This is a genomic window from Ignavibacteriales bacterium (genome assembly GCA_015709675.1).
Lineage (GTDB): Bacteria > Bacteroidota > Ignavibacteria > Ignavibacteriales > Ignavibacteriaceae > H2-BAC3.
This window is the reverse complement of sequence record CP054182.1, coordinates 3,060,151-3,086,719: the sequence shown is the minus strand read 5'-3', so window position 1 is coordinate 3,086,719 and position 26,569 is coordinate 3,060,151. Positions and strand designations below refer to the sequence as shown.

Genomic DNA, 26,569 nt, shown 5'->3' with positions numbered 1-26,569 from the left:
TATGAATCTAACAAGTACTGACTATTTAAATATACTTCCACTCCTTCTGATTGGGGCGGGAATTCTGATTTCTCTTACTGTTGAAATGTACAGTAAAAAGAGTGAGGGTTTCCTTGCCTGGTTCAGTTTTCTGCTGCATCTGGCTGTTGCATATTATTCACTCTATACCGTGAATAATGTCTCTTCAGTCTTTGGCGGTATGATGGCCACAGGCGGGACAGTAAATATCTTTTACTTTATCTTTAATTTCGGCGCTGCAATCGTCGCGCTGCTTTCGATGGATTATTTAAAGAAAGCGGATATTTACTTTGGTGAATACTATATTTTAATGCAATCTTCCGTACTTGGCATGATGCTTATGGCATCAGCTACCGACCTGGTAATGATTTTCATCGGACTTGAGCTGATGTCCATCTGCTTTTATGTTCTTGCCGGATTCCAGAGAAAAAATCTCCGTTCAAACGAAGCATCGCTTAAATACTTCCTTCTTGGGTCCTTTGCCACAGGATTTATCGTCTATGGAATGGCTCTCATTTATGGTTCAGCCGGATCACTCAATATTCAGTCACTCTACTCAATGCTGAGCGGTGATACAACCCCGGTTCTTTTTTATGTTGGTATTCTCCTCTTTGTAATCGGTTTTTCTTTTAAGATTGCAGCATTCCCATTCCATATGTGGGTACCGGATGTATATCAGGGGGCTCCCACTTCAGTTACGGCAATGATGTCAACCATAGGCAAAGCTGCTGCATTCAGCGCGCTGCTGCTAATTATGATTCCGTTTATCGGTTCAAAAAATCCTCAGGTATTTTCTCCTCTCTTTACTGTTCTTTCTGCCGCATCAATGATTTTTGGAAGCATTGTTGCTCTCGCGCAGACGGATATAAAGAGAATGCTGGCATATTCCTCCATTGCTCATGCCGGTTATATGCTGATCGGCTTAGCGGCGGGTAATGATACCGGAACATCGGGCATTATGTTTTATCTGGCAGCATACGCTTTCATGAATCTTGGTGCCTTCGGTATTGTGTCACTTATTGAAAGAAAAGGTGATACTGAAGATTCAATTGACAGTTATGCCGGACTTTCAGACAGAAACCCTCTGCTTGCAGGACTGCTTGCGCTTTTCATGTTTACTCTTTCCGGACTGCCTCCGTTCGCGGGTTTCTTTGGCAAATACTATGTGTTTATTGCCTCGCTTGAAGCCGGCAATGTATGGCTGGCAATACTTGGTGCATTAAGCTCAGCTATTAGCGCATATTTCTATCTGCGCATTATCGTTGTGATGTATTTCCGTAAGAGTGAACCTGAAGCAAATGAAATTATTACAGAGTCTCATACAGCATTACTTGGTATCGTAATCTCAGCGATCCTTGTTATCATGATGGGTCTCGCACCGGGCTCAATCGTCCGGCTAATTAACTCTTTCTGAGTAACAGTACTATAACGTGATACCTCTTTACACATCCGGACAGGTCAGGCAATTTGACCGGGATGTGATTGAACGATCGCAGGTTCCGTCAATTGTTTTGATGGAAAATGCCGCAAAAAATATCTATCAGATATCAACAACGGAACTAAAATTAGATCCGGATAATGATGTCATCGGAATCGTCTGCGGGAAAGGGAATAACGGAGGAGATGGTTACTCACTTGCGCGCCACTTCCTGAATGGCGGCTACCAGGTTCTTCTGGTTTCGCTTTTTGATATATCAGAACTCTCGCCTGATGCGGCAGCCAACTACAGGATCCTCCTTAACAGCCGCAATACCTATCCACAGCTTGAACTTGTTAATTATAAATCACTTATTGATTTAGCGCCACTTCTTAACGTAACAGTGCTTTTTGAAGCAATTCTTGGCAGCGGAGTAAAAGGCCCGCTGCAGGAATCACTTCATCCGGTCATTAAGAAGATGAATTTACTTTCTGCAAGGAAGATTGCACTTGATATACCTGCAGGAATTGATGCTGATACCGGCAGTCTGACAGGGGATTATTCAGATGACGGAAAAGAAATGGTGTTCAAAGCTGATTATACTATATCCCTTGCTGCGTACAAGCGGGGATTGTTTTTCGGGGATGGTTATCTCCATTCAGGAAAAGTTATACCTGCGGATATAGGATTCAGGTTTGATCCTGAATTGCTGCCTGCTGAGGATTATTTGGTGGAACCTGAAGATTGTTTTTACTCTCTTCCCGTCAAAGAGCGGGGTATACATAAATACTCAGGGGGCAGACTTCTGATTATTGCAGGGAGCAGGACTTATCCCGGAGCAGCGGTTCTCTCGGCAAAAGCGGCTCTCAAGACAGGATGCGGCTCAGTTAAACTTGCCGTACCCTCATCAGTATATACAGCTATCGTTTCCCAGCTTAATCAGCCTGAATTAATCATTGTCCAGTATGATGATGCCGGCAAAGGATATCTGATACCCGAAGCGCTTCCTGAACTTAAAAAACAAACAGAAGAAAGTGATACCCTTCTGATAGGTCCCGGATTAGGCAGATCAGAAGAAACAGTTTCAGCACTGAGGGAATTGCTGAAGTGGGAAGTTGCTGCAGTTCTGGACGCTGACGGTCTTAATGCCATCTCTTCTGGTATTTCTGAATTTCCTTTGAATCAGGTAATTCTCACCCCACATCCGGGCGAGTTTTCGCGGCTTACAGGAAAAAACATTGATGTGATGCGCAAAGACCTGCTATCGGCAGGGAAGTCATTCGCGGAGGAGAATAATGTGATTCTGGTCTATAAGGATTTCAGGACCATAATTTTCGGTGATTCCGGTGAGTCATTCATTAACACAACTGGAAATCAGGGGCTTGCTAAAATCGGGTCAGGGGATGTGCTTGCCGGAATGATATCCGGATTCTACGCACAGTATAAGGACAGGGAAAAAGCGGTTATATCAGGAGTATATCTGCATGGTCTTGCGGCTGATATTCTGTCGGCGAATAAAACATTTTATGGTTATTCTGCGTCTGACATTATTGATATTATTCCTGATGCAATTAAACTTTTGAGGGAGTCCGTTGATACTACAATTTCTTGAAAAAAATAAAAAGTATGCTGTCTATTTTCCGCTTGTGGTTTATTGGCTGACACTGCTTATTGCTACATCAATTCCGTCGAAAAGTCTTCCTGAAATTTCATACAGTGACAAGACGATGCACTTTCTTGCGTACGGCGGACTTAGTTTTCTGCTGACGCTCGCATTTATGGTTCAGAAAAAGTACCCGGAACTCAGAGGTTATGCAGTTCTGGCAGCCATAACTGTGGCGACTCTTTACGGTGCACTGGATGAGTTTCATCAGAGTTTTATTCCGGGGCGTAATGCCGAATTTCTGGACTGGCTGGCTGATTTTGCGGGCAGTATTCTGGGTGCATATCTTTGTCTCGGTTTTTTGAGACTGCCGGTTAAAACGGGTGAAAATAAAAGTTTTTCCTGAAAACCTTAATTTTCCCTCAAAAAACACTAAAAAAATAGCTGGAACTTTTCTATTTTTCGGTAGTATAAAGTTTGAAAAGAGTTTTATAAACAGGATTACAGGAGGCTAAAATGCTTCGAATGAAAAACCCAATAGCTGACATGCGCAGCAAATACAAAAGGACCTTTGAACTTGCGGTCATTATTGCACTGGCTTTTATGATTGTTGCCTTCAAGTTCTGGCCTGATATGAAAGCGCAGGAAGTTGATTTTGATGCTCCGCAGGAGCTGTTTAGCGTAGAGGATATCCAGCAGACAAAGCAGGAGAACCGCCCTCCTCCACCGCCTAAACCGCCTATCCCGATTGAAGCACCATCTGATAATGTTCTTGACGATATCGAAATAGCCGACACAGAAATAGACGAGCAGGCAGTGGTAGAAGCACCTCCTCCTCCAAAAGAAGAGACCCGTACCATTGTTGAAGAAGAGCCTCAGTATTTCGTTGCGGTTGAAGAAATGCCTGAACCAATCGGAGGCATCGGTGCAATTCAGAGTAAGATTGTTTATCCTGAAATTGCAAAGAGAGCCGGTGTTGAAGGTAAGGTATTTATCAAGGCATTCGTTAACGAAGGGGGCGAGGTAACCAAGGTTGAAGTTGTTAAAGGTATCGGCGCCGGATGCGACGAAGCTGCAATGGAAGCCGTAAAACAGACCAAATTTAAGCCTGGTAAACAGCGCGGTAAGCCTGTGAAAGTTCAGGTTGCTATTCCGGTCGTATTCAGACTACAATAATTTTCTTTGAAAAAAAGCCCCTCACCTGAGGGGCTTTTTATTTTTAAACCAGCTTAAAAAAAAGTGATGCAATCAGCGCGCAGAAGCAATAAGCATTTGTCATATACAAAGACAAAAAAGAAATGACTTGGATTGCTGGACGCAGTGATAAAAAGAGTACTGATAGTTCTTACCGGCAGCAGGGGAAATGGTTACAAGGATGACTGGTCTGGGAGGCAGGAAAATCACTGAATAAAAAAACCCGGAAGTAAATTTCCGGGTTTTTAATCTCTGAGGCGCCGGTCGGATTCGAACCGACGAATAAAGGTTTTGCAGACCTTCCCCTTAAGCCACTTGGGTACAGCGCCATATCGCTATAAAAAACAAAATCCACACCAAAGCGTGGATTTTGCTTTTGAGCGGGAAACGGGACTTGAACCCGCGACTTCAACCTTGGCAAGGTTGCGCTCTACCAACTGAGCTATTCCCGCTTATCTGTTATTCTGTTCCGGAAATTGCCCGAAACAGAATACAAATATAATGATTTTTAGGTTTTTGTCAAACAGACTTAGTTAAATTTATTCTTTGTTATCAGTTTCCAGATTTCTCCGAATACTAATGTGCTTGCTCCGGCACCAATGATTACTACCCACTCAAATCCAGTCAGATAGGTAACCTTAAATATCGGATGTAAAATCTCAAATCCGACAGATGAAAGGGACATCAATAGTGCAACTCCCGTTGCCAGGAAAAGAGATTTGTTGGAAAAAACTTTCATGGCAAAAGATGACTGATAGAGCGAGCGGCAGTTATAACCATTGAATAATCTTGCGAAAATCAGCGTCATGAAGAACATGGTAACTGCTGTTGTTTCAATAGTCTTGGCGTCAGTACCTTCAGGATATAAACTCATATCATTAAGGCCCCAGACAAATACCGCCGTGGTTACTAAGGATATCCATAAACCGACAGCACCGATAAACCAGAGAGCTTTTGTATTAAGAATTCCTTCATTCACTTTACGTGGTCTCTTGGTCATGATACCGGGTTCTGGCGGCTCTACTCCCAGGGCGATGGCGATAAGCCCGTCCATAATAAAGTTGATGAATAAGATCTGCACTGCATGAAGCGGCAGAGGAAGGGTAGCAAGCAGAGTAATGATCATCGCGAATACAGTACCCATATTTCCGCTGAGAAGATATACCAGATATTTGCGGATATTTTCAAAGATGCTTCTGCCTTCTTCTACTGCATTAACAATCGAAGCAAAGTTATCATCAGTCAGAATCATATCTGCTGCTTCCTTGCTCACGTCCGTACCGGTGATGCCCATCGCGACACCGATATCAGCTTTTTTGAGAGAAGGGGCATCGTTAACTCCGTCACCGGTCATCGCAACGATATTGCCCTTTTTCATAAGTGATTCAACGATCTTCAGCTTGTGAGCGGGAGAAATACGTGCATACACTTCTGTGTTATCAACGCTCATTTCGAATTCTTTGTCGCTCATTTTTTCAAGTTCTGTACCTGAAATTGCACGTCCGTTACGGAGAATGCCAAGCTCTTTTGCTACAGCCACAGCGGTGATTTTATGATCACCGGTAATCATGATTGGTTTAATACCGGCTGAGAAACAGGTTTTAATGGAATCTTTAACTTCCATTCTTGGAGGATCAATCATGCCGACTAAACCGGCAAAGGTCATATCCTTTTCAATATCTTTGAATGCCTCAGCATTTTCACCGCCGCTGTAATCATCCGCAGTGTTCGGCATTTCTTTATAGGATATTCCCAGCACTCTGAGTGCATTTTCGCCAAACCCGGTTGCGACATCAAGGATCTGTGAACGTTTTTCAGGAGTCAGCGGAACGGATTTACCGCCCTCAGCGTAGTAGGTGCAGGAATCAAGGATAACCTCGACTGCTCCCTTGCTTGAAACCATTCTGGTGCCGTTAACGTTATGAACGGTTGACATACGCTTTGTTTCTGAGGAGAATGGGATCTCATGAATTCGTTCATGTTTGCCGCGAATGTCCTCAACTTTGATACCGGCTTTTTCTGCAGCAACAACGATTCCGCCTTCTGTCGGATCGCCAAGCACATCCCATCCCTCGTCATCTTTCACGATTTTTGTATCGTTACAGAGAGAGCCATAGGTCAGCAGTGCCATCAGATCGGTTTTACCGCTTACGTCTGTTTTTGTACCATTAATGTGAAATTCACCGGCAGGATTATAGCCAACTCCGGTCAGATCAAAAACCTCTCCGCCGCTGTAAATTTTACGGATGGTCATTTCATCCTGAGTAAGCGTACCGGTTTTATCTGAGCAGATGATATTAATTGCCCCAAGGGTTTCAACAGCGGGAAGTTTGCGGATAAGTGCTCTTCTTTTAACCATTCTTCTGACACCAAGGGCCAGAGAAATGGTCACAACTGCCGGCAATGCTTCTGGAATAACAGCTACTGCAACAGCAACACCCCAGACGAACATTTCAACAATCGTATGTCCCTGGAATACTCCAAGAACGGACATTGCACCCGCCAGGATAATTGAAAAAATACCGATTTTCTTTCCGAGTTCATCAAGATTCTGCTGGAGCGGGGTTTTACGGTTTTCAGTATTCTGCAGAAGGGAAGCAATCTTACCAAACTCAGTTTTCATTCCGGTATCAGTTACGATTGCCTTGCCGCGGCCGTAGGAAATGGATGTCCCCATATAAACCATATTTTTACGGTCTCCGAGGGGTACATCAAGCTCTAAAATTTCATGTGTATGTTTTTCAACTGCCAGAGATTCTCCCGTGAGAGAAGCTTCCTCGACTCTCAGGTTTTGTGCTTCTATGAGGCGCGCATCTGCAGGAATTTTATCACCGGTTTTCAGGACAACAACATCACCAGGAACCAGATCTTCTGAGTTTACAACTTTTTCGACGCCGTCCCTTATTACATGAGCTTGCGGTGCCGCCATCTTTTTAAGGGATTCAATCGCCTTGCCTGCCTGAAATTCCTGAATAAAACCAGTCACACCAGCCAGAACTACAATTACGATGATGGCTACGGCTTCAACTACGTCTCCCATAAAAGCCGCGATGACTGCCGCCGCAAACAGAATCACAATAAGCAGGCTTGTGAACTGACGAACCAGTAAAAGCCAGGCCGGATCCTTCTTTTCCGCATCCAGAGCATTGGGGCCGTAATTCTCAAGGCGCTGAGCTGCTTCTTCTGAAGTCAGGCCATTATTACCGGTTTGTAGTTCAACAAATACATCTTTAACCTGGGAATGGTACCATTGTGATAATTCCTTCGTCAAAGCTCCAGGTTTATATTCTGACATATAGATCCGCTCTCAATCGTTTAAAAACAAAATTATAAAATAACCTATTAAATTTGATCACACTGTGCGCTAATGCTGTTGCTACTTCCTTGAGCCATGCATAAAACCCCGGTAGGGAATTGATGACTGCAAATGAATAAAAGCTTCCTTATCAATAGACTCGACAAGCTTAATAAAGTTTTGCAGCTTTTTTCTTGGAAGAATACAGTTAATTATTGAAACACCACCACTGCCTCCTTCGCCGGGAATTATGGTCACTCCATATCCGGCCATTCTGAGTGCGCTTGCAATTTTATCAGTATTGAACTTGGAAATTACGTTGATATTTGCATGTCCGAGACCAATCCACCGTTCAATAGTAATTCCGAAAAAATTGCCAAGGGCAAATCCTATTGCGTAACCGAACAAATTAGCGGTATTATCAAGGTGCTGAAAAATGAAGCGTATGGCAAAGACCCAAATGAGCACCTCAAAGAAACCGGCAAATGTAGCATAGTATCTGCGACCTTGAACAACAAGAATGGTTCTGACAGTTCCAATACTCACGTCACAGACACGCATCAGGGCTATAAGCACCGGACCGAAATAAGGAGAATCAAATATCATAGGGTTTCAGAAAACTACCTTGAATTTAGTGAACAGAATGGTCAAAAGTGCTTATTTTGAGTTCTAAATTTAAGAAAAATTGCTTCAATTTTTAACATTTTAAGCCTGTTTAACGGATATAATAAATAATGTTTGAGAAAGAGAGGGCAGAATTAACCGGATCACTCAGACGTAAGGGGATCAGAGACGAGGCGGTGCTGCAGGCAATTAACACAGTTCCCAGGCACGAATTTATTAACAAAACTCTCTGGCATCTGGCCTATGCTGATAATCCGCTCCCTATTGGTTCACAGCAGACCATCAGCCAGCCCTATACTGTGGCTTTTATGACCGAAAAACTTGGAGTCAAAAAGGGGGGCAAAGTTTTGGAAATCGGAACAGGCTCCGGATATCAGGCGGCAATTCTCTGTGTGATGGGGATTAAGGTTTACAGCGTTGAGCGGGAATTTGACCTTTATAAGGAAACGAACCGGCTGCTTCAGCATCTCGGATATGCGGTTGCTACCAGATACGGAGACGGAACCATTGGCTGGAATGAATTTGCGCCTTATGACGGAATTATTGTTACTGCAGGTGCACCCTCGTTGCCTGGCACATTAAAAAAACAATTAAAACCGGGTGGGAAACTGGTTGTTCCTGTCGGGGACAGAAGTTCCCAGAAACTCTTTGTTGTTGAAAGAGTTGATGAAACGGAATTCAAAGAGACCGTAATTCCGGGATTCAAATTTGTACCTCTGATCGGGAAAGAAGGTTGGGACAACTAATACCTGTAATTACAGGACCCACTGCCTCAGGTAAATCTGATGCAGCGGTCCTTCTTGCCAGAGCATGGGGCACGGAAATTATTTCTGCAGACAGCCGGCAGGTTTATAAGTATCTGGATATAGGAACGGCCAAACCGGAAAAACCCATTCTTCAGGAGGTTAAACATCACTTCGTTGATTATCTTGAGCCGGATGAGGTTTTCAGTGCCGGCAGGTTTGAGCAGGAGGGGAGGAGAGTCTGCCGTGATCTGCTCAATGAGGGGAAATTGCCGATTGTGTGCGGCGGAACGGGGTTATATATACAGGCCCTCCGGGAAGGAATAATTCCTGTTGAGGCTGATCAGGAGTACCGGAAGTATCTGAAGGAAATTTTCGAAAAATCCGGAGCAGAGGGACTTCACAATGAGTTGAAAAAAAACGATCCTGATGCCGCGGAAAGAATTCCGTCAGCTACCTATAAAAGAGTAGCCCGCGCTCTTGAGGTGATGCATGTGACCGGTGAATCCATTTTGAGGCAGATGGAAAATCAAAAAAAGCATGATGATTTAAATTTTGTTATTTATTGCCTGATGCCGGAGCGGGAATATTTATACGGCAGAATCAACAAGCGGGCGGCAGAAATGGTTGAAAGGGGTCTGATTGCCGAGACTGAAAAACTGCTCGCACTTTATCCCGAAGGGGTGAACTCCCTGAATACGGTGGGATATAAAGAAACCATCTCGTATCTTAAGAGTGAGATTAGCAAAGATGAGATGATCCGGCTGATTCAGAGAAATACCAGGCATTTTGCAAAGAGGCAGTATACCTGGTTCCGGAGTATGGAGGAAGTTCACTATATACAAACGAGCGCCTGTTATGACAGTGAACTGATTGCACAATATATTGCAGATGATTTTAATGAAAGACAACAGAATGAAACCTAACATCCGAATTGCGTCAGGGCAGGGCTTCTGGGGTGACCTGATTGATGCGCCTGTTTACCAGGTATTCAGCGGACCGATAGATTATCTGGTGATGGACTACCTTGCTGAGGTGACCATGTCCATCCTTAAGAAGCAGCAGCTTCGTGATCCGAAGCTGGGCTATGCTAAGGATATACCGGGACTGATGAAAAAAATTCTCCCTGAATGCAAAAAGCGGAATATTAAAATTATAACCAATGGCGGAGGTGTAAATCCGCTTGGATGCGCCGAAGCAGTTCTTGAAGTTGCAAAAGAACTCGGAATAACTGTTAAGATAGCCGTGGTTACCGGTGATGATATACTCGGCAGTCTTGATGAACTGGTTGCTTCTGGTTCTGAACTCAGGAATATGGAAACCGGTGAGCCGATAACCGTGGTAAAAGATAAGATTCTTTCCGCCAATACCTATTTTGGAGCATTTCCGATAGTTGAAGGACTTGAAAAAGGTGCTGATATCGTCATTACAGGAAGAACAACCGATACCGGTCTTACTCTGGCTCCTATGATATATGAATTTGGCTGGGCTAAGGATGATTATAATAAACTTTCAGCCGGAACAATTGCGGGGCATATCCTCGAATGCGGAATGCAGGCAACAGGTGGAAATTTCCTTGGTGACTGGCAGTCTGTTGAGAATTTTGAAAAGCCGGGATTCCCGATTTGCGAAGCATATCCGGATGGTACGTTTTATATAACCAAGCATGAAAGTCTGGGAGGCAAAGTCAGTGTTGCGACGGTATCAGAGCAGCTTCTTTATGAAATAGGCGACCCGAAACAGTATATAACCCCTGACTGCGTTGCAGATTTCACCTCAATAAAACTTGAGCAGGAAGGAAAAGACCGCGTAAAGGTACATTCAATAACCGGTTCAGCAGCCACACCTTTTTATAAAGTCTCCTGTGCGTATGCTGACGGATACTCGGCATTCGGTCAATTAACCTACTCATGGCCGCTGGCATTAACCAAAGCCAAAAAAGCGGATGAAATCCTGAGAAGAAGATTAAAAAATCTGGGACTGAAATTTGATGAAATGAGAACGGAATTTGCCGGATATAATGCATGTCACGGTCCAATTGCAAAAGAACTTGATGAAGATTCAATTAATGAAATAACCATGCGCATCGGCGTGAGAGGTAAAGACAAAAAGGCAATAGAGCGTTTCGGAATGGAAATTGCCCCGTTAATTTTAACCGGTCCGCCTGCTGTAACCGGATTTGCAGGGGGACGCCCTAAACCGCAGGATGTGGTTGCTTACTGGCCTGCACTTATAGAAAAAGATCAGGTTACGCCTCAGGTAACTGTAATGGAGGTTAAGCCATGAAAACTAAGCTAATTGAATTCTGCCACGGCCGAAGCGGTGATAAAGGTGATGCGGCAAATGTTGGTATCATTGCCTATAATCAGGCTGGTTATGATTATATATCCGGACTGCTTACTGAAAAGTTTGTGAAAGATTATTTTGCTGGAGTATGCTTTGGTGATGTGAAACGGTATGAACTGCCGAATATCTATGCTCTGAACTTTCTGCTTAACAACACTTTAGGCGGCGGCGGAACCGTTTCGCTGAAACTTGATGCGCAGGGGAAAACTCTTGCAGCAGCACTGCTCCGGCTTGAGGTTGAAATAACCGGTGAACAGTACAAAGAATTTTTTAAAAAATAAAGAATAAAGGAGTACCATATGTACGAAGATGAATTGCGTCAGTTGAAAGAACTGAATATCCGTATCACCAATCTACGAGGTTTTCTTTGACTTGGATGTCAAGGAAAACAGGATACAGGAACTACAGGCAAAATCAGGTGAGGACTCTTTCTGGAATGATCAGAAAAAAGCACAGGGAATACTTCAGTCTATAAAGCAGATGCAGGAGTGGGTTGACTCCTGGCGTGCTATCTATGATTCTTCTAATAATATCAGTGAGATTATAAATCTTGCTGAGGAAGAAAAAGATGAATCATTTAAAGAGGATATACGAAGTGAACTTGCGAATCTGAAAGAGGGAGTTGAGTCTCTAGAGTTCAGGAATATGCTCAGCGGTAAAAATGACACTAAGAATTGTATTCTGACCATCAACTCAGGTGCGGGGGGCACAGAAGCACAGGACTGGTCTGAAATGCTTCTTAGAATGTATTTGCGCTACTGTGAGAAAAAAGGATTTAAGGTGGAAATTCAGGAAATCCTTGATGGTGACGGAGCAGGAATCAAGAATGCAACTCTTTCTGTCAGCGGCGAATTTGCTTATGGCTATCTGAAGGCAGAGAATGGCGTGCACCGCCTTGTGAGAATCTCCCCGTTTGATTCAAACAAGCGGAGGCATACATCATTTGCATCCGTCTTTGCAATACCGGAGATTGATGATGAGATTGAAATCGAAATCAATCCGGCTGATTTGCGTATTGATACCTATCGCTCAGGGGGTAAAGGAGGTCAGAACGTAAATAAAGTTGAGACCGCGGTGCGTATTACTCATATTCCTACCGGAGTAGTGGCTGCCTGCCAGAGCCAGCGTTCACAGGGGCAGAACAAGGAAACTGCCATGAAAATGCTCAAATCCAAGCTCTATGCAATTGAAATGGAAAAGCTTGAAGCGGAGCGTGATGAAGTGGAAAAAGGTAAGATGAAAATCGAGTGGGGTTCACAGATCCGCTCGTATGTTTTTCATCCGTATAACCTGGTTAAAGACCATCGCACTGATGAAGAAACATCTGACACACAGGCAGTGATGGATGGAGAAATTGACCGGTTCGTAAAAGCATTTCTGCTGTATATGTCCGGAAATCTTCACAGGGAGAACAAATGAAGTTCTTAACGGAGTATCTCTGGTTTTACACTAAGAAACGGCGTGAATATATAAACATCACCAGTGAGGTGGAAAGCATACTTAAGAAAAGCGGAATCCGGGAGGGGATGATTCTGGTTTCAGCGATGCATATAACAGCTGGTGTATATGTGAATGATGCCGAACATGGCCTGATTCAGGATATAGATGAATGGCCGGAAAAACTGGCACCTTTCAGGGCTGATTACCGGCATCATCACACCGGTGAGGATAACGGTGATGCGCATCTGAAGAGTCTGCTGGTTCATCATGAAGTGATAGTGCCTGTTACCGACGGGCGGCTTGATCTTGGTCCGTGGCAGCAGATATATTACGCTGAGTTTGACGGAATGAGAAAGAAGCGGGTATTACTGAAGGTGATGGGGGAGTAGGATAATCATTCGTAGAGACACGCCGCGGCGTGTCTGTACAAATTTATAAATTAGGTAATACTCAAATATATAGTGAAAAATGGGTCACCCGCACTGCGAGTTTATTGATTTTATTTTGAGAGATATTATTAATGGGTCACCGCTAACGCGGTTCAAGGGTGGGATTGGTAAATTTGTTTTCTATTAATAGGTCACCGCTAGCGCGGTTCATTTTTGGATTTGTTGGTACATATTTTTTACCAATCTGTGAATCCGTCGGATTCATTACCAATGCGTTCGTAAAGACACGCCGCGGCGTGTCTCATCAAATGTAAATGTTAGGTAAAATCCAAATAATGGATTGAGAAATGGGTCACCCGCGCTGCGGGTTTATTGATTTTATTTTGAGAGATATTATTAATGGGTCACCGCTAACGCGATTCAAGGGTGGGGTTGGTAAATTTGTTTTCTATTAGTCGGTCACCGCTAGCGCGGTTCATTTTTGGATTTGTTGGTACATATGTTTCTACCAATCTGTGAATCCTCCGGATTCAGAACAATACATTCGTAGAGACACGCCGCGGCGTGTCTATACAAGTCTTAAGTTAACGAGAATCAGATCTTACATAATTTTTCCGCTGCTGCGGTTAAAACTTCATCTCTTTTGGCAAAACATACCCTGATCATTCCTGTCTGGTGATCATCTCCGTAAAATGGAGAGAGGGGAATAACTGCCACTCCGTATTCCTTCGTCAGCCGTTCAGCAAATTTTCTGTCATTTTCACCGGATATGGCAGAGTAATCTAATAACTGGAAATAGGTGCCTTCTGCCGGACGCAGTTTGAATTTCGACCCGCTGACCAGTGAGTTGAATAAATCTCTTTTTCTCTGATAAAATGGTGAAAGTTCGCGGGTGTGATCATCATCTTTCAGGAAGTCTGCAAATGCATGCTGCATGGGAGTATTTACAGAAAAGACAAGGAACTGATGAATCTTCCTGATCAACTTTGTATAATATTCAGGTGCCAATATGTATCCCATCTTCCATCCGGTAGTGTGATAGGATTTACCGAATGAAGAAATAACAATTGATCTTGGCTTAAGCACGTTAGATTGGGTAAAAGAATAATGTACTCTGCCGTCAAACAGAATATTTTCATAAACATCATCGCAGATAAATATGAGACCGGGATATTTTACCGCGAGTTCTTCAAACTGTTTTCTGTCGTCCGCTGTAATAACGCTTCCCCCCGGATTCTGAGGAGTGTTCAGCAGCAGAAATCTGGTTTTCTCCGTGACGGTGTTTCTGATTTCATCCCATGGCAGGGAAAAATCACCGCTTTTCAGTTTAAGCGGTTTAATATTGCCCCCTGAAAGCTGTATCGCAGGCATATAGCTGTCATACGCGGGTTCAAATACGATGCACTCATCACCCGGAGAGGTGATAGCTGTTATAGCTGTATATAATGCCTGAGTTGCTCCCGCCGTGACGGTAATTTCCGTATCTGCATTGTAGTGACTGCCATACATACGCAGGGTTTTTTCCCGGATTTCCTCACGGAGACGGGGGACACCCGGCATAGGAGCGTACTGGTTAAATCCTTTTTTTATATAATAGTCAACCAGTTCTTTCAGTTTTTCAGGACATTCAAAATCAGGGAAACCCTGAGAGAGATTAATCGCATTATGCTCAAGAGCCATGCGGGACATGGTAGCAAAAATACTTTCTCCTGAGGCGGGCAGTTTGTCTGTCGGTCTATTGTTCATATTTTTTCTTTTATTTTTTAAGACGCTCCCGGTCTGATTTCTTCAGTTTAGAAACGATCAGATCGTATGAGTGGTCAATGAGTTCCCTGACAAGTGAATCAGGCATACCCTGCTGAAGATATACTGTATTCCAGTGGGTTTTATTCATATGCCAGCCGGGTGTGATGGCAGAGTAGTGTTCCCTCAGATCAACAGCCCTCTCAGGGTCACATTTTAAATTGACAGAGAGAGGCGGTTCTAAGGATACAATACAGAAAATTTTATCTACAACCTTATATACCGGTGAAACCTCATCAAAGGGAAAACTCTCTGAGGTGCCCGGTTTTTTAAGGCAGTATATCCTTATTTCGTCAGGGAACACGATGATCTCTTTTGCAGGTTATTACTTTTTTGTGCTGCTTAATTTTACGAAATTATTTTCTGCGACCTTATCCGGAATTATCAAATCTCCTAGTAATACCGATTCCACTTTTCCGGATACTTTAAAGGTATATTTTTTCTCTTTCAGACCTGTTTTCCATACCGCGGCTGTTTCATACTTGCTGATGGTTGTGCCGTCTTCAAGTGTAATGAGCAGCTTAACCGGAACCGGGAGATTTCCTTCCCGTTCTACGATTATGGTGAGGTCATTTTTCTTCTGCACTGCTGATTTAATAAACAGCTCTGCATATCCTGATTCAAAGAACCACGGTTTCCAGAACCAGGAGATATCATCCTTCAGATAATTATTGAATGAATAGAAAAAGTCGTTCGGGAGGGGATGTTTTCCTCTCCAGCGTTTCATGTATTCACGAAGCGCCTTGTCAAAATTATCCTTGCCGAGTGCATCACGGAGTATATAGTAGGCCATTCCCGGGCGGGTATAAGCATGGATCCGGTATGCAGAACCGCTTGTCTGCTGAGAGGGGATATAGAGGGGAATTTCGAATTCCGTTCCTGCAACGGTATTAAATGCTTTAGCATTTCTGTTTCTTAGGTCTATATCGGGAAAATGCTCAAGGACTAAATCCATCGGGAGCATCACAGCCCAACCCTCATCCATCCATGCGTAGCGCTTTTCATTAATGCCCATATAAAACGGGAAGTATGTGTGTGCTATTTCATGCGCAGCCAGACTGAATGCTCCTCCTCTGCTTGTAGACCCATTGTTGCACATCATGGGGAATTCCATCCCCCCTTGTCCGTTATATACCGTCATCACAGGATATGGGTATGGAACACCGGGCAGAACATGTGAAAAGTATGCCATTATAGTCCGGCTGAAATCTGCAACTTCGTAATAGTCTTTTGAAGTTTTTTTATAAGCAGCATTAACCAGAGCTCTTCTCATGGTAGTGCTGTCAACCACAACGCTTACTGCATCCCACAGATAATGATCGCTTAAGGCAAAGGCGAAGTCGGGGACATTCATCGCGGTAAAATTCCACTGCACACGCCCCTCGCGTCCCTTCATTTTGTACCCTTTCTCCGCTTCTTCTTTTGTGATAAGGTTAATAACCTTTTCTGAAGTATGAGCTGCAGTGAACTTTTCCAATAGTGCATCTGGCATAATATCGGCGGCATTTTGCAACTCTCCGGTAGCCCAGGCGCAGAATGATTCCGGCAGATCTATGGTTACAGTATAATCATTGAAATTATTATAATACTCCTTCTGACCTGTATAAGGAATTTTATCCCAGCCAAATACATCATCATACACAGCAATCTGCGGATACCAGTAAGCCACAAACCATGATGTTGAATCATACCTGCCCATGCGCACATTTGATTTTGAGGGGAGAGGATAATTCCATGCAATTTCAAAATTCACAGAGGAAGCAGGGGGAAGATGTTCCTCAAGTTTAATGGTAAGAACAGTTTCACTCTGCCGGAAGGATGTATTTTCATCAGTTAGCTGCTCTTTACCTCTGACTTTAAATGAAGTAAAATCAACTCCCGGATGCAGATCCTCAGCCGAAAGTGAGAAATCACGCTCAGCACCCAGTTTATACAAATTGGGATATAACCGGAACACGATTTCCTTGAGTGTATCCGGGCTGTTATTAAAATAAGTTATCTGGCTCTGACCCTGAAGCTGCGCGTCCGGTGGTGTAAGTGATACATACATGGTATAGGATGCATGATTCTGCCAGTATTTGGAACCGGGGTTACCCTCAGGAGTGCGGGTGCCATTTTTATAGGCCTTTTGCACATCGTATGGTGTATAAAGTGTCTGTGCGGAAGAGCATAGTGTGAAAAGAAGTAAAAAAGCTGCGATATTTTTCATCATAACAATAATGAGTTGTAAGTAAAAGTTAAAAATAAGAAAAATGAGAGAGAATCATAAACCGGCCGGAATTTTATTGAGTCACCGGTCAATTTCCTTGTCCGGTGAGACTGCACAGGAGGCATGACAAACAATCTGCGCTTAAATATTCAGTTTGAGATCGGATCGTTAGGTTTGTTTATATTGCCCATCGCGGAAATGTTTTTTCCACTGGTCAGTGAAACGGAGTTAACTCCCCCGGGTAACGAACTTAAAAGCCAAAGAGGGGAACACTTTTCAATCAAGACCGGATAATTTGCCAAGACTATTGGAAGGAGGAGCCATGGTTCAAAAAAAATTTATGCTTCAACTGCACCTTTGGGCAGCACTCTCGCTTATTGCCCTCTCCGCTTACTCCTGCTCAGAACCAGCCAGCCCGTATGGGCAGACTGATATTACCCTGACCGCACTTGATGCCTCCTGTACCGAGGTATGGCTTGAGCTTAAGTTCAGCAATCTTACCCAGCCGGCAAATGTGGCAATTCAGATGGATGGCAAAGATCACCTCCGGCTGCTCTCACTCAACCGTGACACCTTCTTAGTTATTGAAGACCTAGAACCCTCCGCCAATTACTCATTCCGCGCAATAATCCGCTATGAGGGTAAGGATGATAAAATAAGCAATACTGTGCAGGTGAGAACTATGGATACCACCTCCCACAATTTTACCTGGCAGACGTGGACATTTGGTGCAGGTGGTCCGACTGCAATACTCTATGATGGATTTATCTTTGATGAAAACAATATTTGGGTAACAGGACATTACTATTATAATGGCGATTCCCATAATGCATTACAGTGGAACGGCGTTAAGTGGGAGGAAAAAAGAATATTATATCAAACTCAGCAAGGATTCTCGTTTGCTCAAATCCGATCATTACATCCCAGTACTCATGATAATATTTTTTTCTCTAATGGAACCAGATGGAACGGAAAACGTTTTGAATCAATTCCTCCGTTAAACATTGATTTCCCAGCTCATATTAATAAAATATGGGGAACATCTCCTGATAATTTTTACATAGCCGGAGACTATGGTAACCTTGCACAATATCGTAACGGAACATGGATAAAACTAAATAGTGGTGTAAATTCTGATTTACAAGATATTTACGGGATATGGGATAAAAATAATAGATATATTATTTACGGTGCAGCTACTAATAGTCTTTCAACTACCGGAGAGAAGAAGATATTTCGCCTTATGGCGGATAATCAATTAAATTATTTTGAATGGCCGGAAAGTTTGGATGTAACATCGGTATGGGGTCCTTCAGAAATGCGTTTGTATGCAGCCGGGTCGGGAGTTCATGTTTATAAAAATGGATGGAAATTACTGCCTGAAATTGATTATTTATATAGTGAACGAATAAGAGGGACGGGACATAACAACATATTCGCTGTTGGTCATCTGGGACTGGTCGCACATTTTAATGGGGTCAGTTGGAAAAACTACAGGATATTCGGAAGTGGTACTGCTTTCTATGGATTACACGTAACTGAGAAAATGGTTGTTATTGCTGGTTATAAGAATTCACTCGGTTTTATCGCACTAGGAAAAATGTATTAATACAAATGAAAAGAAAATATTTATTCTGGGATTTTAACCTACTCAATTTCATCGTTGTGATTCTCTGCATTACTTGTTATCTCGGCAGAACACAATCGTTACCGGAAAAGATGCAAAATTCCTATTTTCTATCACATCAGAACTCAGGTTACAATAATACAAATTCTGAGAGTGCGGATTCAGGTTTGACTGATGACTACAAGTACTGGCTCGCGTCAGGTATTTTTTTGCATCCGAAAGCGTTTGCCAGCAGTTCATTTAGTTATAACTTTTCGATAGGTGATTATTTTTATAAAGTGGGTGCATTAGGGCGGGGAGGTCTGCTTGGCAAAGGTGTTGGTAAGGACGGACTCAGATTTGAAGAGTATGATATATCCATCGGCAGGAGAGAAATGTCTGAATGGTTTATGTCAGGTTATTTTGCAGGGATATCTTATATAAATGGGAAGATAAAAAGAGGGGAAGAGCCGGAACCCTTCAGAACTATTGGTATTCAGACGCAAGTTTATGGGTTATTCAGATTCGCAGATGAATTTGGTTTCGGAATAAGCATTTATGGTAACCTGAATAGCATAAGGAGCTTTTACGGCGGGGAGATATTGTTTACCATATCAAATGCGAAGTGAGAAAGAGTGTGTGGCGAGTTCACAGGGGGCGACCTTTAAACGCAAAGTAAGCAAAGTTTAGCGCGAAGTTACGCAGAGTTTAAATCAATTCTTTTTAAGCCCCCTCTTTTTCCGAACCAATTCCTATTACAGAAAATCTATCATAATTCAAAAAAGCCGTAGTAATACCAGAATATTGTTTGACGGAAAGAGAGGGGGTTTGGGGGTGAGTTTGAAGGCGGCTTACACAGCAAACTAAACGCAAAGTAAGCTTAGTTAGGCAGAGTTTTTAAACTAACCAATTTTATGCCCTTGTGCCAACCTGAGAAGTCAGGAATAAAAATAAAAACCCCGGTCTTAGCCGGGGTTTTGTATAGAATTTGTACTGCCGGAATTTTACCGGCAATTATGGAGAATTATTTGGCAGAAAGAGATTTTATTTTATTCAGATAATAGTTAACCATAAATCCGGTACGGTTACCCTGAGCGCTGTAAAGAAGAGCAAGTTCCTGAAAAGTGAAGCTGACTCCCTGTTTCATCAAAGCTAATTCTTCAAATGCTGCAATTGCCTGAGAAAATAGCTTCTGGTCTTTCAGGTAGTAACCTGTAACGATCAGATACGTGCTTTTGTCAATCTTGCCTGATTTAAGACTGTTCTCATACTCAGCAAGTGTTGTGTTTATTTTTTCACTTCTTCCCGCATCAAACAAGGTGAACTGATTGTTCACACGGCTGATATCCGGTTTTGCCGGAGCTTTCTCTTTTGGATATATATCCCAGTTGAACTCCTGCATTTCGTCACTCAGAGTGAGAGCAAGCTCAGGTATCTGAACCATATTCAGAATAAGACTTCTTCCTTTCAGCTCTTTTCTAAGAACAACTTCTTCATCAGCATTGAGGATAATAAGCACGTAGTCCCTTTCCTCAGGTGCGGCACCGGCGTTTGAGGAGTCAACCCATCCGAAATAAGGATTGGTTGTGCTAATGAAACCCATTGGGAATACTGCATTCACACCTTCACCTCTGAAGTTAGCCGGAGTGAGTGAAGCGATTTCATTTTTTCTGAGGTTATTAAAACCGTTTTTGGTTTTAAGAGAAACATCGGTATCGGTCACGGAGCGGGTTGTTGAGCCGTCATTCTTTTTGCTGTCTGATGAACTGCTGCCTATGGTTATCTGCTCGGAAGCATTAAGTACGACAACAACTCCATCCATAAAATAGATAGTGGCTTTACCGTTTTTACCTGCCATCAGCAGATCATCTTTGCCAAGCTCAGTTCCCAGTGTTACGGTTTCTTTGGTTTCGCTTCCGGAGCGGAAAAGTGTCACATCTCCTTCAACACCGGTTATAAGCGCCACCGTTGATGATTGAAGCACCATCATAAAATTCAGGAGCAGCGCTGCTGCCCCTGCGATTAGATAAAATCTGAACTTCTTCATTTTGCTGACTTTTATTTAGATTCTGTAAATTCCGATACCTTTTACTCTGCCGTCAAGAATCCAGAATGCGATTCCGAGATTCTGATAATTGTAAACCAGGTATCCGCCTTCGGTGAGGACCTGTATCGGTCTGCCGAATTTGTTTATTACTTCTTCTACTGATGAACCAACATTTATGTTCCCGACAGACTCAAGACCTTTTTCAATTCTGTCAAAAACCAGCACATATTCAACTTTTCCGGCTTTATCAAAACCAACGGTGATGTTCGGAGTCAGATATTCCCAGACATCGCCGCTTTTGTCAGCGGTTTTATTGTCAGGGGACTGCAACGTATTCTTCACCTCAGTCTGGTCATCGTTAAGTTCAACACCTGCCAGGCCAAGGTTATTGGTTGAATATACAGTTTTGTCTTTCGGATTATTGTCATTCTTGGTTATGGTTGGCGCATTGCCGGTCTTGAGGGCTTCAAGATTCTGGCGGGCGATATCTGCATAACTGCCTTCGGGCATCAGAACGAGGAACCGCTGCCATGCCTGAATAGCCAGGTCATTCTGCTTGTTCCACTGATAAGCCCACGCGAGGTTGTAATAGCCCTGCGGATTCTGATTATCAATCTGGATAGCGTTATCAAAAGATTTGATTGCATCTTTCAAGTTGTTTTGCTCTACCTGAAGAAATCCTTTTGCAATATGTGCTTCAAAAAGATCAGCATTATATTTAATTGCTAAATCGAGGTTTGACTTCGCTTTTGCATAATCCTTGGTGAATATATTAATTAGCGCAAGATTTACATAGGGCTGTGCATACTTAGGGTCAAGTTTTGTAGCGGCCTGGATATTCTCTATCGCCTCGGCAAAATCCCTTGTTTGGAATGTATAATTTCCTCTGACCGGTTTATCAAAATTATCGGCGAAAAGAGAGACTTTACTTAGCGAGGCCGAAATCCAGAGGTCAAGCGTCACATCTTTTTCCGCCACCACATTTATCATCTGGGCAACCGCAATGTTATTGTACGCTTCTTTGTAATTCGGATATTTTTCCAGGAACTTGCCAAATGCCTCAGCAGCCTCCGGATAGTTGCCCATGGAGATATAGAGAAGTCCGTAATCAAAATGCTTTGCGTATTCATAATAAGCGCCGATATTGATAAACGCCTGAACCACACGCTGGGTGAAGTTAGGATGATCAGAGTAATCAACATAAAGCGGGGGATATTCGTAGCCGAGGTTGGTCATTTTATTGAACCAGTTCACGCTTCCGAGAGGGGAGTAACCGGCGCGGAGTGCGTAAAGAATGCCGTATTTGTCAGCTTCATACTCCTGCTCACGGGTGAAAGCCTTCATTTTATGGTCATCATGGCTGGATATATTAAATCTGGATTTAAATTCTTCAGCTTCGTCTGAGTGCTTAAGAAGCACGTGTGAAAACTCATGAGCGATAACGAACGCAAGTTCATTAACGGACTCGGTAGTCTTGAACAAACCCTTGAGCACATACATACTTCCGTTGCCGAACGCGAATGCATTGGGTTCGTCATTGTCAATCAGCTTAATGGTAAGGGTGTGTTCGTTCGTATAAATATATTTACTGATATTTTTAGCGATATCCTGAATCATTTTATCTTCGGCGGTACCTTTAATGATTTTGCCGAATTCCTGTTCCACATATTTATCCAGGTCATTCCAGTTAAACTCATCTTTTTTCTGCGGGTAAACAGAAATGGTAATGAGCATCAGTAAAAGCAGAAGTGCTTTTGCTCTGAATGAAAACAGCATGTTATTCTCCATAATGATTATTTATAAATTCTATGATGATTATAGCGTACCCGGGCAGGTTTAGTTCCAGAAATCCGGCGGATTTATTTAAAAAATCCTCAGATTTTCTTTCCATGTGAATAAAATCACTGCAGGAGTGATTTTCTCTTTTCCTCAAGGATATCAATGATCAGCTGAGAGTTTCCGCCTTTAGCAGAGTCAATCTGGTCAAGGTATTTTTTAAGCTGAGGGTCAAAGGGATAAATCCTGCGGATTTCTTTGGTGATTTTAGCTGTGTCACCCTCGCTGCTGCTCTCACCCGGTGAAAGACCCCGGATGATGGATTCAATTTCTGAATAGGTGACAATTTTGGTCTCCTTCAGTATTGCATTCTGAGCAATGTAAAGCTCGTCATAAGCACGTTTTACATCATCGAGCTGCTTTTTCAGTTCTTCCCTGAGCAGGGCATTTTCCAGAGCGATTCCGGTGTTTACTGCCATGGCTGAAAGAAAGCTCTGATCCTCCTTTGTAAAGCTTCCATCTTTCTTGTTCAGAATCTGGAAAACTCCTATCACATCTCCGGAGATATTCTTCATCGCGAGGGTAAGGATATTCCGGGTAACGAAACCGGTTTTTATATCAATTTCTTTATTAAACTTTGGATGGGAATAAGGGTCATCTATAATCTGTGCTTCACCTGAAAGGGCAACTTCTCCGGCAATGCCTCTGTCCATCGGGAAGCGAATTTCCTGTTTTTCAATACCAATGCCGGTTCTTGACCAGAGTTCTTTCTTTTTCTTATCTACAATGAAAAGTGTAGCCCGTTCAGCATTCAGGGCGTCTGTTGCCAGCACAATTATCCGGTGAAGGAGATCGTCAAAATCCTTGACTGAATTAAGGTCACGGGACATTTCAAGCAGAACCGAGAGCTTTTTACCTTCATATGCGACATTTGAAACCCTGGGTTCAGGAGCAGCAGGTGCAGATACAATTTCTGCAACCTTTTCAGCAGGCATAAATCCGGGAGCAATTTTGCCGATGGATTCCTCCATCTTGTCCAGTGTAAGGGGCTTAAGGATGAAGTCAGATATCTTTTCACCGAATACAATATCCCTGGTATCATAAAAAAACTGTGATATCACAATAAGGGGTGTATCGGGCAAAAGGCCGCTGAGCTGATCAACAAAATCAATCTCCGACATCACTGGCTGGGTGATTTCAACGATTACGGCATCAAAATGGAGGCCGAGCATGGACTCAAGCGCCGTCCGGTTTTTTTCTTTAAATAAAACCTTCGCGCCGGTTGAGTTCGCTACTCCAAGGTAGATGCTCTCTGTTTCCCGGTTATCAGAGAAAACTGCGATCAGACTCAAATTTGCCATGACGATAATTCTGATTAATTAAACATACAATACTGACACACTGCTCCCCCGGAAAAAAATATTACATTCCCAAACAACTAAATTACGGCAATCACTTGTACTATACCAATAGCTTTTACCGATTCTAACGTCTGAGAAGTCTTATTTTTGCTTAAATAAGTGCTCCCAATAACCAGGCTGCCGTTTGAGTTGTTTGTCAAACCATGCAATAATCAGCCGGGTCCAGAAATCGCGCTTGTCATGCTCCAGAATATGGTGATCCTGTTTGTCAATTTCAACCAGTTCAACTTCTTTCCCCAGTATTTTCAGTGCCGTGTAAAACTGCATACTTTCACCCGGAGGAACGTTTGTATCTGAATTGCCATGCAGAAGCAGAAGCGGTGTATTTACTTTATCAGCATGAAAAATGGGACTCTGATCAACATAAATATCCTTCCGGTTCCAGGGGTAACTCTCAGCAGTGGCAATCGCGGAATAGAGATATCCCCAGTAGCCTTCACCCCAATAGGAGGGGAGGAGACTGATGCCTGCGTGAGAGATACCTGCCGCGAATATATCTGTTCTGGTGAGAAGGGTCATGGTCATAAACCCTCCATAGGAGGCGCCGATACAGCCGATTTTATCCTTTGCGATATATTCATGGCTGGCAGTCAGATTATTCACCGCGCCTATGATTTCATCGGATGTGGTTTTACCCCAGTCATTCACGTGAATTGCCGAGAACTCCTGCCCGTACCCGGTTGCGCCGGAGGGCTGAACTACATAAACAAAATAACCGTTGCTGGTCCAGAGATTTTTTGGGTAACGGCCTTCAAAATCCTGGGAGACTGGTGAAGTGCCGCCATAATAATTTACGATACAGGGGTATTTTTTCTCCGGATCAAAATCAACAGGATAGTAGAGAAGACCGTCAATGCTTTTACCCGCAGGGGTGGTATAATTGAACACTTTGGTTTTCCCTTTGCCAAACTGAGTCTGATGAGGCGCGGGATCATGAAGTATTTTAGAGACTCCGTTATGATAATAATAGGCTTTTTCGTGCACGGTAGCACCGGAACCGGTATATACAACCTGTCCTGCATCAGAAACGGAAATATCATTCACCACTTCAATCGCAAGAGGTACTCTCTTAAAACTGCCGCTTTTTATATCATACTCGTAATAAAACTGCATACTCCCTTCCGTGACCGTTAGATGCAGTATTCTCTTTTTCTGGTTTGCATAGATGCTGTTTATTGCCGGATTAAAATTCTTTGTAATGGGACTGACACTGCCTTTTTTAATGCTATAAAGATATATCTGAGTATCATATTCGTTTGGAATAAGAGAGTCGGGCACATTTACCCCCTCTTTGCCGAACATGGAAGGTCCGCCCGAATAAATGATTTCGTCATCAGAGAGATATTGCGCGGAGCGGTACCAGTCAAATACCCTGATGGTATCTATTTCTCCGGTGGCAGGATTCAGTTCGGCTGAATAGGTTCGTGAAAACGGCCTGTTATCAAAATGATCTTCACTGAAACTGATGAGAAGTCTTTTCCCGTCAGGGGATATATCATGCAGGCGAAGTGAATTATCAAAATCAGCAAGCAGGTGCTCCTGTCCTGAATTCAGATCAAGCAGAATAAGCTTGTTTTTGCTGTTAGCCCAGGGCCAGCGGTCATTCGGATTTTGATAGCGCTTGTATGATTTGCTTTCTTCCTTAGTCCTGACTGATTTTAGGATATAGAGCAGTTTACCGTCTTCAGATATCTGATAGGATTCCAAATCTGAAATTCCTCTGTAAAGTACCAGATTATTCCCCGTTGCCGGAAAATACTGGCGGATATTGGTTTCTGAGCTGTTTGATTCGGTATATATAAAGCTTTCCGGCTGTGAAGCCATCCAGCGGAGGCGGCTCATGACTGATGACTGAGGAAAAACAGCCGTCAGTTTCTGGCTCTGCGCATCATAAAGGCGGAGTGAATAATCGGTCTTTTTGTTCACGGTATTATAGCGGCTGACTGAAACAACAGCATATTTACCGCTTCTGGATATACTTGCAGAGGAGACTTTATCATCATCAAGGAGCTGCAGCGTGGTAAGACGTTTAACCGGTTTCAGAGCAAAAGTGAAATCCTCTGCGAATGCCTCTTCCGTATTCACCGCGAGTGATATGCTTCGTTCTTTATTATCAGCGGGTAGGATACAGCGGATTACTGCCCTGTGGGTGCCATTGGTCAGCTGGGTTTTCTCCGAATTTCTGACAAGCGAATCAGGCAAGCCGGATTTGGATGTGATGAGCGCTTTTTCATTCAGAAACAGGGTGAAACTGGCATCTGATTCTGCTTCAACCGTAACGGGCATAAATGCATCCGAAACTATAAAGAGACACAGCCATACCTCTGCCAGAGCGCCCGTGGTATTTTTCAGGGAAAATGTTCCGTTTCTTGATGCTGATGTTTCTTTCCATGATGTATATATCCGGTTGGACTGGCTGCCGGTAACCGGATCAATTGCCTCCAGATCAATTTCTGTCTGCTTAAGCAGCAGGGCAATCTGTTCGCTCAGTCCGTTCTGTTTTTTAACAACCGGCTGAGGAACCGCGAAATACTCAGACTGAAGAATTTTTTCCGGTTCTCCGGTATTCTGCGGGATGACAGCTGTGCTTAAAAATAAAATACATAGAATAAAGTAAATGAAGCCGGGTTTCATGGGA

21 protein-coding genes and 2 tRNA genes are annotated in these 26,569 nt (G+C 43.2%); 12 read left to right on the top strand and 11 right to left on the bottom strand.

Annotated elements, in window-relative coordinates:
• Position 1: 1 nt before the first annotated feature.
• The 4 genes from HRU80_11940 (at position 2) to HRU80_11925 (ending at position 4,214) form a co-directional block, all read left to right on the top strand.
• Complete coding sequence (locus HRU80_11940; GenBank protein ID QOJ29543.1) at positions 2-1,432, top strand: NADH-quinone oxidoreductase subunit N; 1,431 nt, start codon at positions 2-4, stop codon at positions 1,430-1,432.
• Between the two features lie 16 nt (positions 1,433-1,448).
• Positions 1,449-3,047 (top strand): NAD(P)H-hydrate dehydratase, encoded by a 1,599-nt coding sequence (locus HRU80_11935; GenBank protein QOJ29542.1) that lies wholly within the window; start codon positions 1,449-1,451, stop codon positions 3,045-3,047.
• Complete coding sequence (vanZ, locus tag HRU80_11930; protein ID QOJ29541.1) at positions 3,028-3,444, top strand: VanZ family protein; 417 nt, start codon at positions 3,028-3,030, stop codon at positions 3,442-3,444. The genes HRU80_11935 and vanZ overlap by 20 nt, the downstream gene beginning before the upstream one ends.
• Before the next feature lie 110 nt (positions 3,445-3,554).
• Positions 3,555-4,214: an energy transducer TonB gene (locus tag HRU80_11925; protein QOJ29540.1), complete on the top strand. Its 660-nt coding sequence runs from the start codon at positions 3,555-3,557 to the stop codon at positions 4,212-4,214.
• 273 nt (positions 4,215-4,487) lie between these two features.
• On the opposite strand, the gene HRU80_11920 is transcribed toward HRU80_11925, so the two are convergent.
• From HRU80_11920 to HRU80_11905, 4 genes are all read right to left on the bottom strand, one after another.
• Positions 4,488-4,561 (bottom strand) — tRNA-Cys (locus HRU80_11920).
• A gap of 50 nt (positions 4,562-4,611) precedes the next feature.
• Positions 4,612-4,684: transfer RNA gene (locus tag HRU80_11915), tRNA-Gly, on the bottom strand.
• Positions 4,685-4,761: 77 nt separating this feature from the next.
• A complete protein-coding gene (locus HRU80_11910) occupies positions 4,762-7,527 on the bottom strand; it encodes a cation-translocating P-type ATPase (GenBank protein QOJ29539.1) in 2,766 nt (921 codons plus the stop codon).
• Positions 7,528-7,608: 81 nt separating this feature from the next.
• The gene (locus tag HRU80_11905) at positions 7,609-8,133 is read right to left on the bottom strand and encodes a DUF2179 domain-containing protein (GenBank protein ID QOJ29538.1); all 525 of its coding nucleotides are present in this window, start codon (positions 8,131-8,133) and stop codon (positions 7,609-7,611) included.
• A gap of 128 nt (positions 8,134-8,261) precedes the next feature.
• On the opposite strand from HRU80_11905, the gene HRU80_11900 reads away from it, so the two are divergent.
• The 6 genes from HRU80_11900 to HRU80_11875 are packed head-to-tail and all read left to right on the top strand — an operon-like array spanning position 8,262 to position 13,069.
• Entirely contained in the window at positions 8,262-8,897 is a 636-nt protein-coding gene (locus tag HRU80_11900) for a protein-L-isoaspartate(D-aspartate) O-methyltransferase (protein ID QOJ29537.1), read from the top strand.
• On the top strand, positions 8,885-9,820 hold the full coding sequence (gene miaA / locus HRU80_11895) for a tRNA (adenosine(37)-N6)-dimethylallyltransferase MiaA (protein ID QOJ29536.1): 936 nt from the start codon (positions 8,885-8,887) through the stop codon (positions 9,818-9,820). The genes HRU80_11900 and miaA overlap by 13 nt, the downstream gene beginning before the upstream one ends.
• A complete protein-coding gene (locus HRU80_11890) occupies positions 9,810-11,180 on the top strand; it encodes a DUF1446 domain-containing protein (protein QOJ30542.1) in 1,371 nt (456 codons plus the stop codon). The genes miaA and HRU80_11890 overlap by 11 nt, the downstream gene beginning before the upstream one ends.
• Entirely contained in the window at positions 11,177-11,521 is a 345-nt protein-coding gene (locus tag HRU80_11885) for a hypothetical protein (protein ID QOJ29535.1), read from the top strand. Before HRU80_11890 ends, HRU80_11885 begins: the two co-directional genes overlap by 4 nt.
• A 55-nt stretch (positions 11,522-11,576) precedes the next feature.
• The gene (locus HRU80_11880; GenBank protein ID QOJ30541.1) at positions 11,577-12,659 is read left to right on the top strand and encodes a peptide chain release factor 2; all 1,083 of its coding nucleotides are present in this window, start codon (positions 11,577-11,579) and stop codon (positions 12,657-12,659) included.
• A complete protein-coding gene (locus HRU80_11875; protein ID QOJ29534.1) occupies positions 12,656-13,069 on the top strand; it encodes a YjbQ family protein in 414 nt (137 codons plus the stop codon). The genes HRU80_11880 and HRU80_11875 overlap by 4 nt, the downstream gene beginning before the upstream one ends.
• Before the next feature lie 594 nt (positions 13,070-13,663).
• On the opposite strand, the gene HRU80_11870 is transcribed toward HRU80_11875, so the two are convergent.
• From HRU80_11870 to HRU80_11860, 3 genes are read right to left on the bottom strand one after another with little or no spacing between them, the layout of a single operon-like run.
• Positions 13,664-14,815 (bottom strand): aminotransferase class I/II-fold pyridoxal phosphate-dependent enzyme, encoded by a 1,152-nt coding sequence (locus HRU80_11870; GenBank protein ID QOJ29533.1) that lies wholly within the window; start codon positions 14,813-14,815, stop codon positions 13,664-13,666.
• A 10-nt stretch (positions 14,816-14,825) separates the two neighbouring features.
• On the bottom strand, positions 14,826-15,176 hold the full coding sequence (locus HRU80_11865; protein QOJ29532.1) for an MmcQ/YjbR family DNA-binding protein: 351 nt from the start codon (positions 15,174-15,176) through the stop codon (positions 14,826-14,828).
• Positions 15,177-15,197: 21 nt separating this feature from the next.
• Positions 15,198-17,084 (bottom strand): M1 family metallopeptidase, encoded by a 1,887-nt coding sequence (locus tag HRU80_11860; protein QOJ29531.1) that lies wholly within the window; start codon positions 17,082-17,084, stop codon positions 15,198-15,200.
• Positions 17,085-17,403: 319 nt separating this feature from the next.
• Between HRU80_11860 and HRU80_11855 the strand changes: the two genes are divergently transcribed.
• Both HRU80_11855 and HRU80_11850 read left to right on the top strand, forming a co-directional pair.
• Positions 17,404-18,690 carry a hypothetical protein gene (locus HRU80_11855; GenBank protein ID QOJ29530.1) on the top strand — a complete coding sequence of 429 codons (1,287 nt, stop codon included), beginning with the start codon at positions 17,404-17,406 and terminating at the stop codon, positions 18,688-18,690.
• Positions 18,691-18,800: 110 nt separating this feature from the next.
• Positions 18,801-19,316 (top strand): hypothetical protein, encoded by a 516-nt coding sequence (locus HRU80_11850; protein QOJ29529.1) that lies wholly within the window; start codon positions 18,801-18,803, stop codon positions 19,314-19,316.
• A 395-nt stretch (positions 19,317-19,711) separates the two neighbouring features.
• On the opposite strand, the gene HRU80_11845 is transcribed toward HRU80_11850, so the two are convergent.
• The 4 genes from HRU80_11845 to HRU80_11830 all read right to left on the bottom strand — a co-directional run bounded on the left by HRU80_11845 (position 19,712) and on the right by HRU80_11830 (position 26,565).
• The gene (locus tag HRU80_11845; GenBank protein QOJ29528.1) at positions 19,712-20,734 is read right to left on the bottom strand and encodes a hypothetical protein; all 1,023 of its coding nucleotides are present in this window, start codon (positions 20,732-20,734) and stop codon (positions 19,712-19,714) included.
• A 15-nt stretch (positions 20,735-20,749) separates the two neighbouring features.
• A complete protein-coding gene (locus HRU80_11840) occupies positions 20,750-22,510 on the bottom strand; it encodes a M48 family metalloprotease (GenBank protein QOJ29527.1) in 1,761 nt (586 codons plus the stop codon).
• Between the two features lie 125 nt (positions 22,511-22,635).
• Positions 22,636-23,871, bottom strand: coding sequence for a GAF domain-containing protein (locus HRU80_11835; protein ID QOJ29526.1), 1,236 nt, complete (start codon positions 23,869-23,871; stop codon positions 22,636-22,638).
• A gap of 141 nt (positions 23,872-24,012) precedes the next feature.
• Entirely contained in the window at positions 24,013-26,565 is a 2,553-nt protein-coding gene (locus HRU80_11830) for a S9 family peptidase (protein ID QOJ29525.1), read from the bottom strand.
• Between the last annotated feature and the right edge of the window lie 4 nt (positions 26,566-26,569).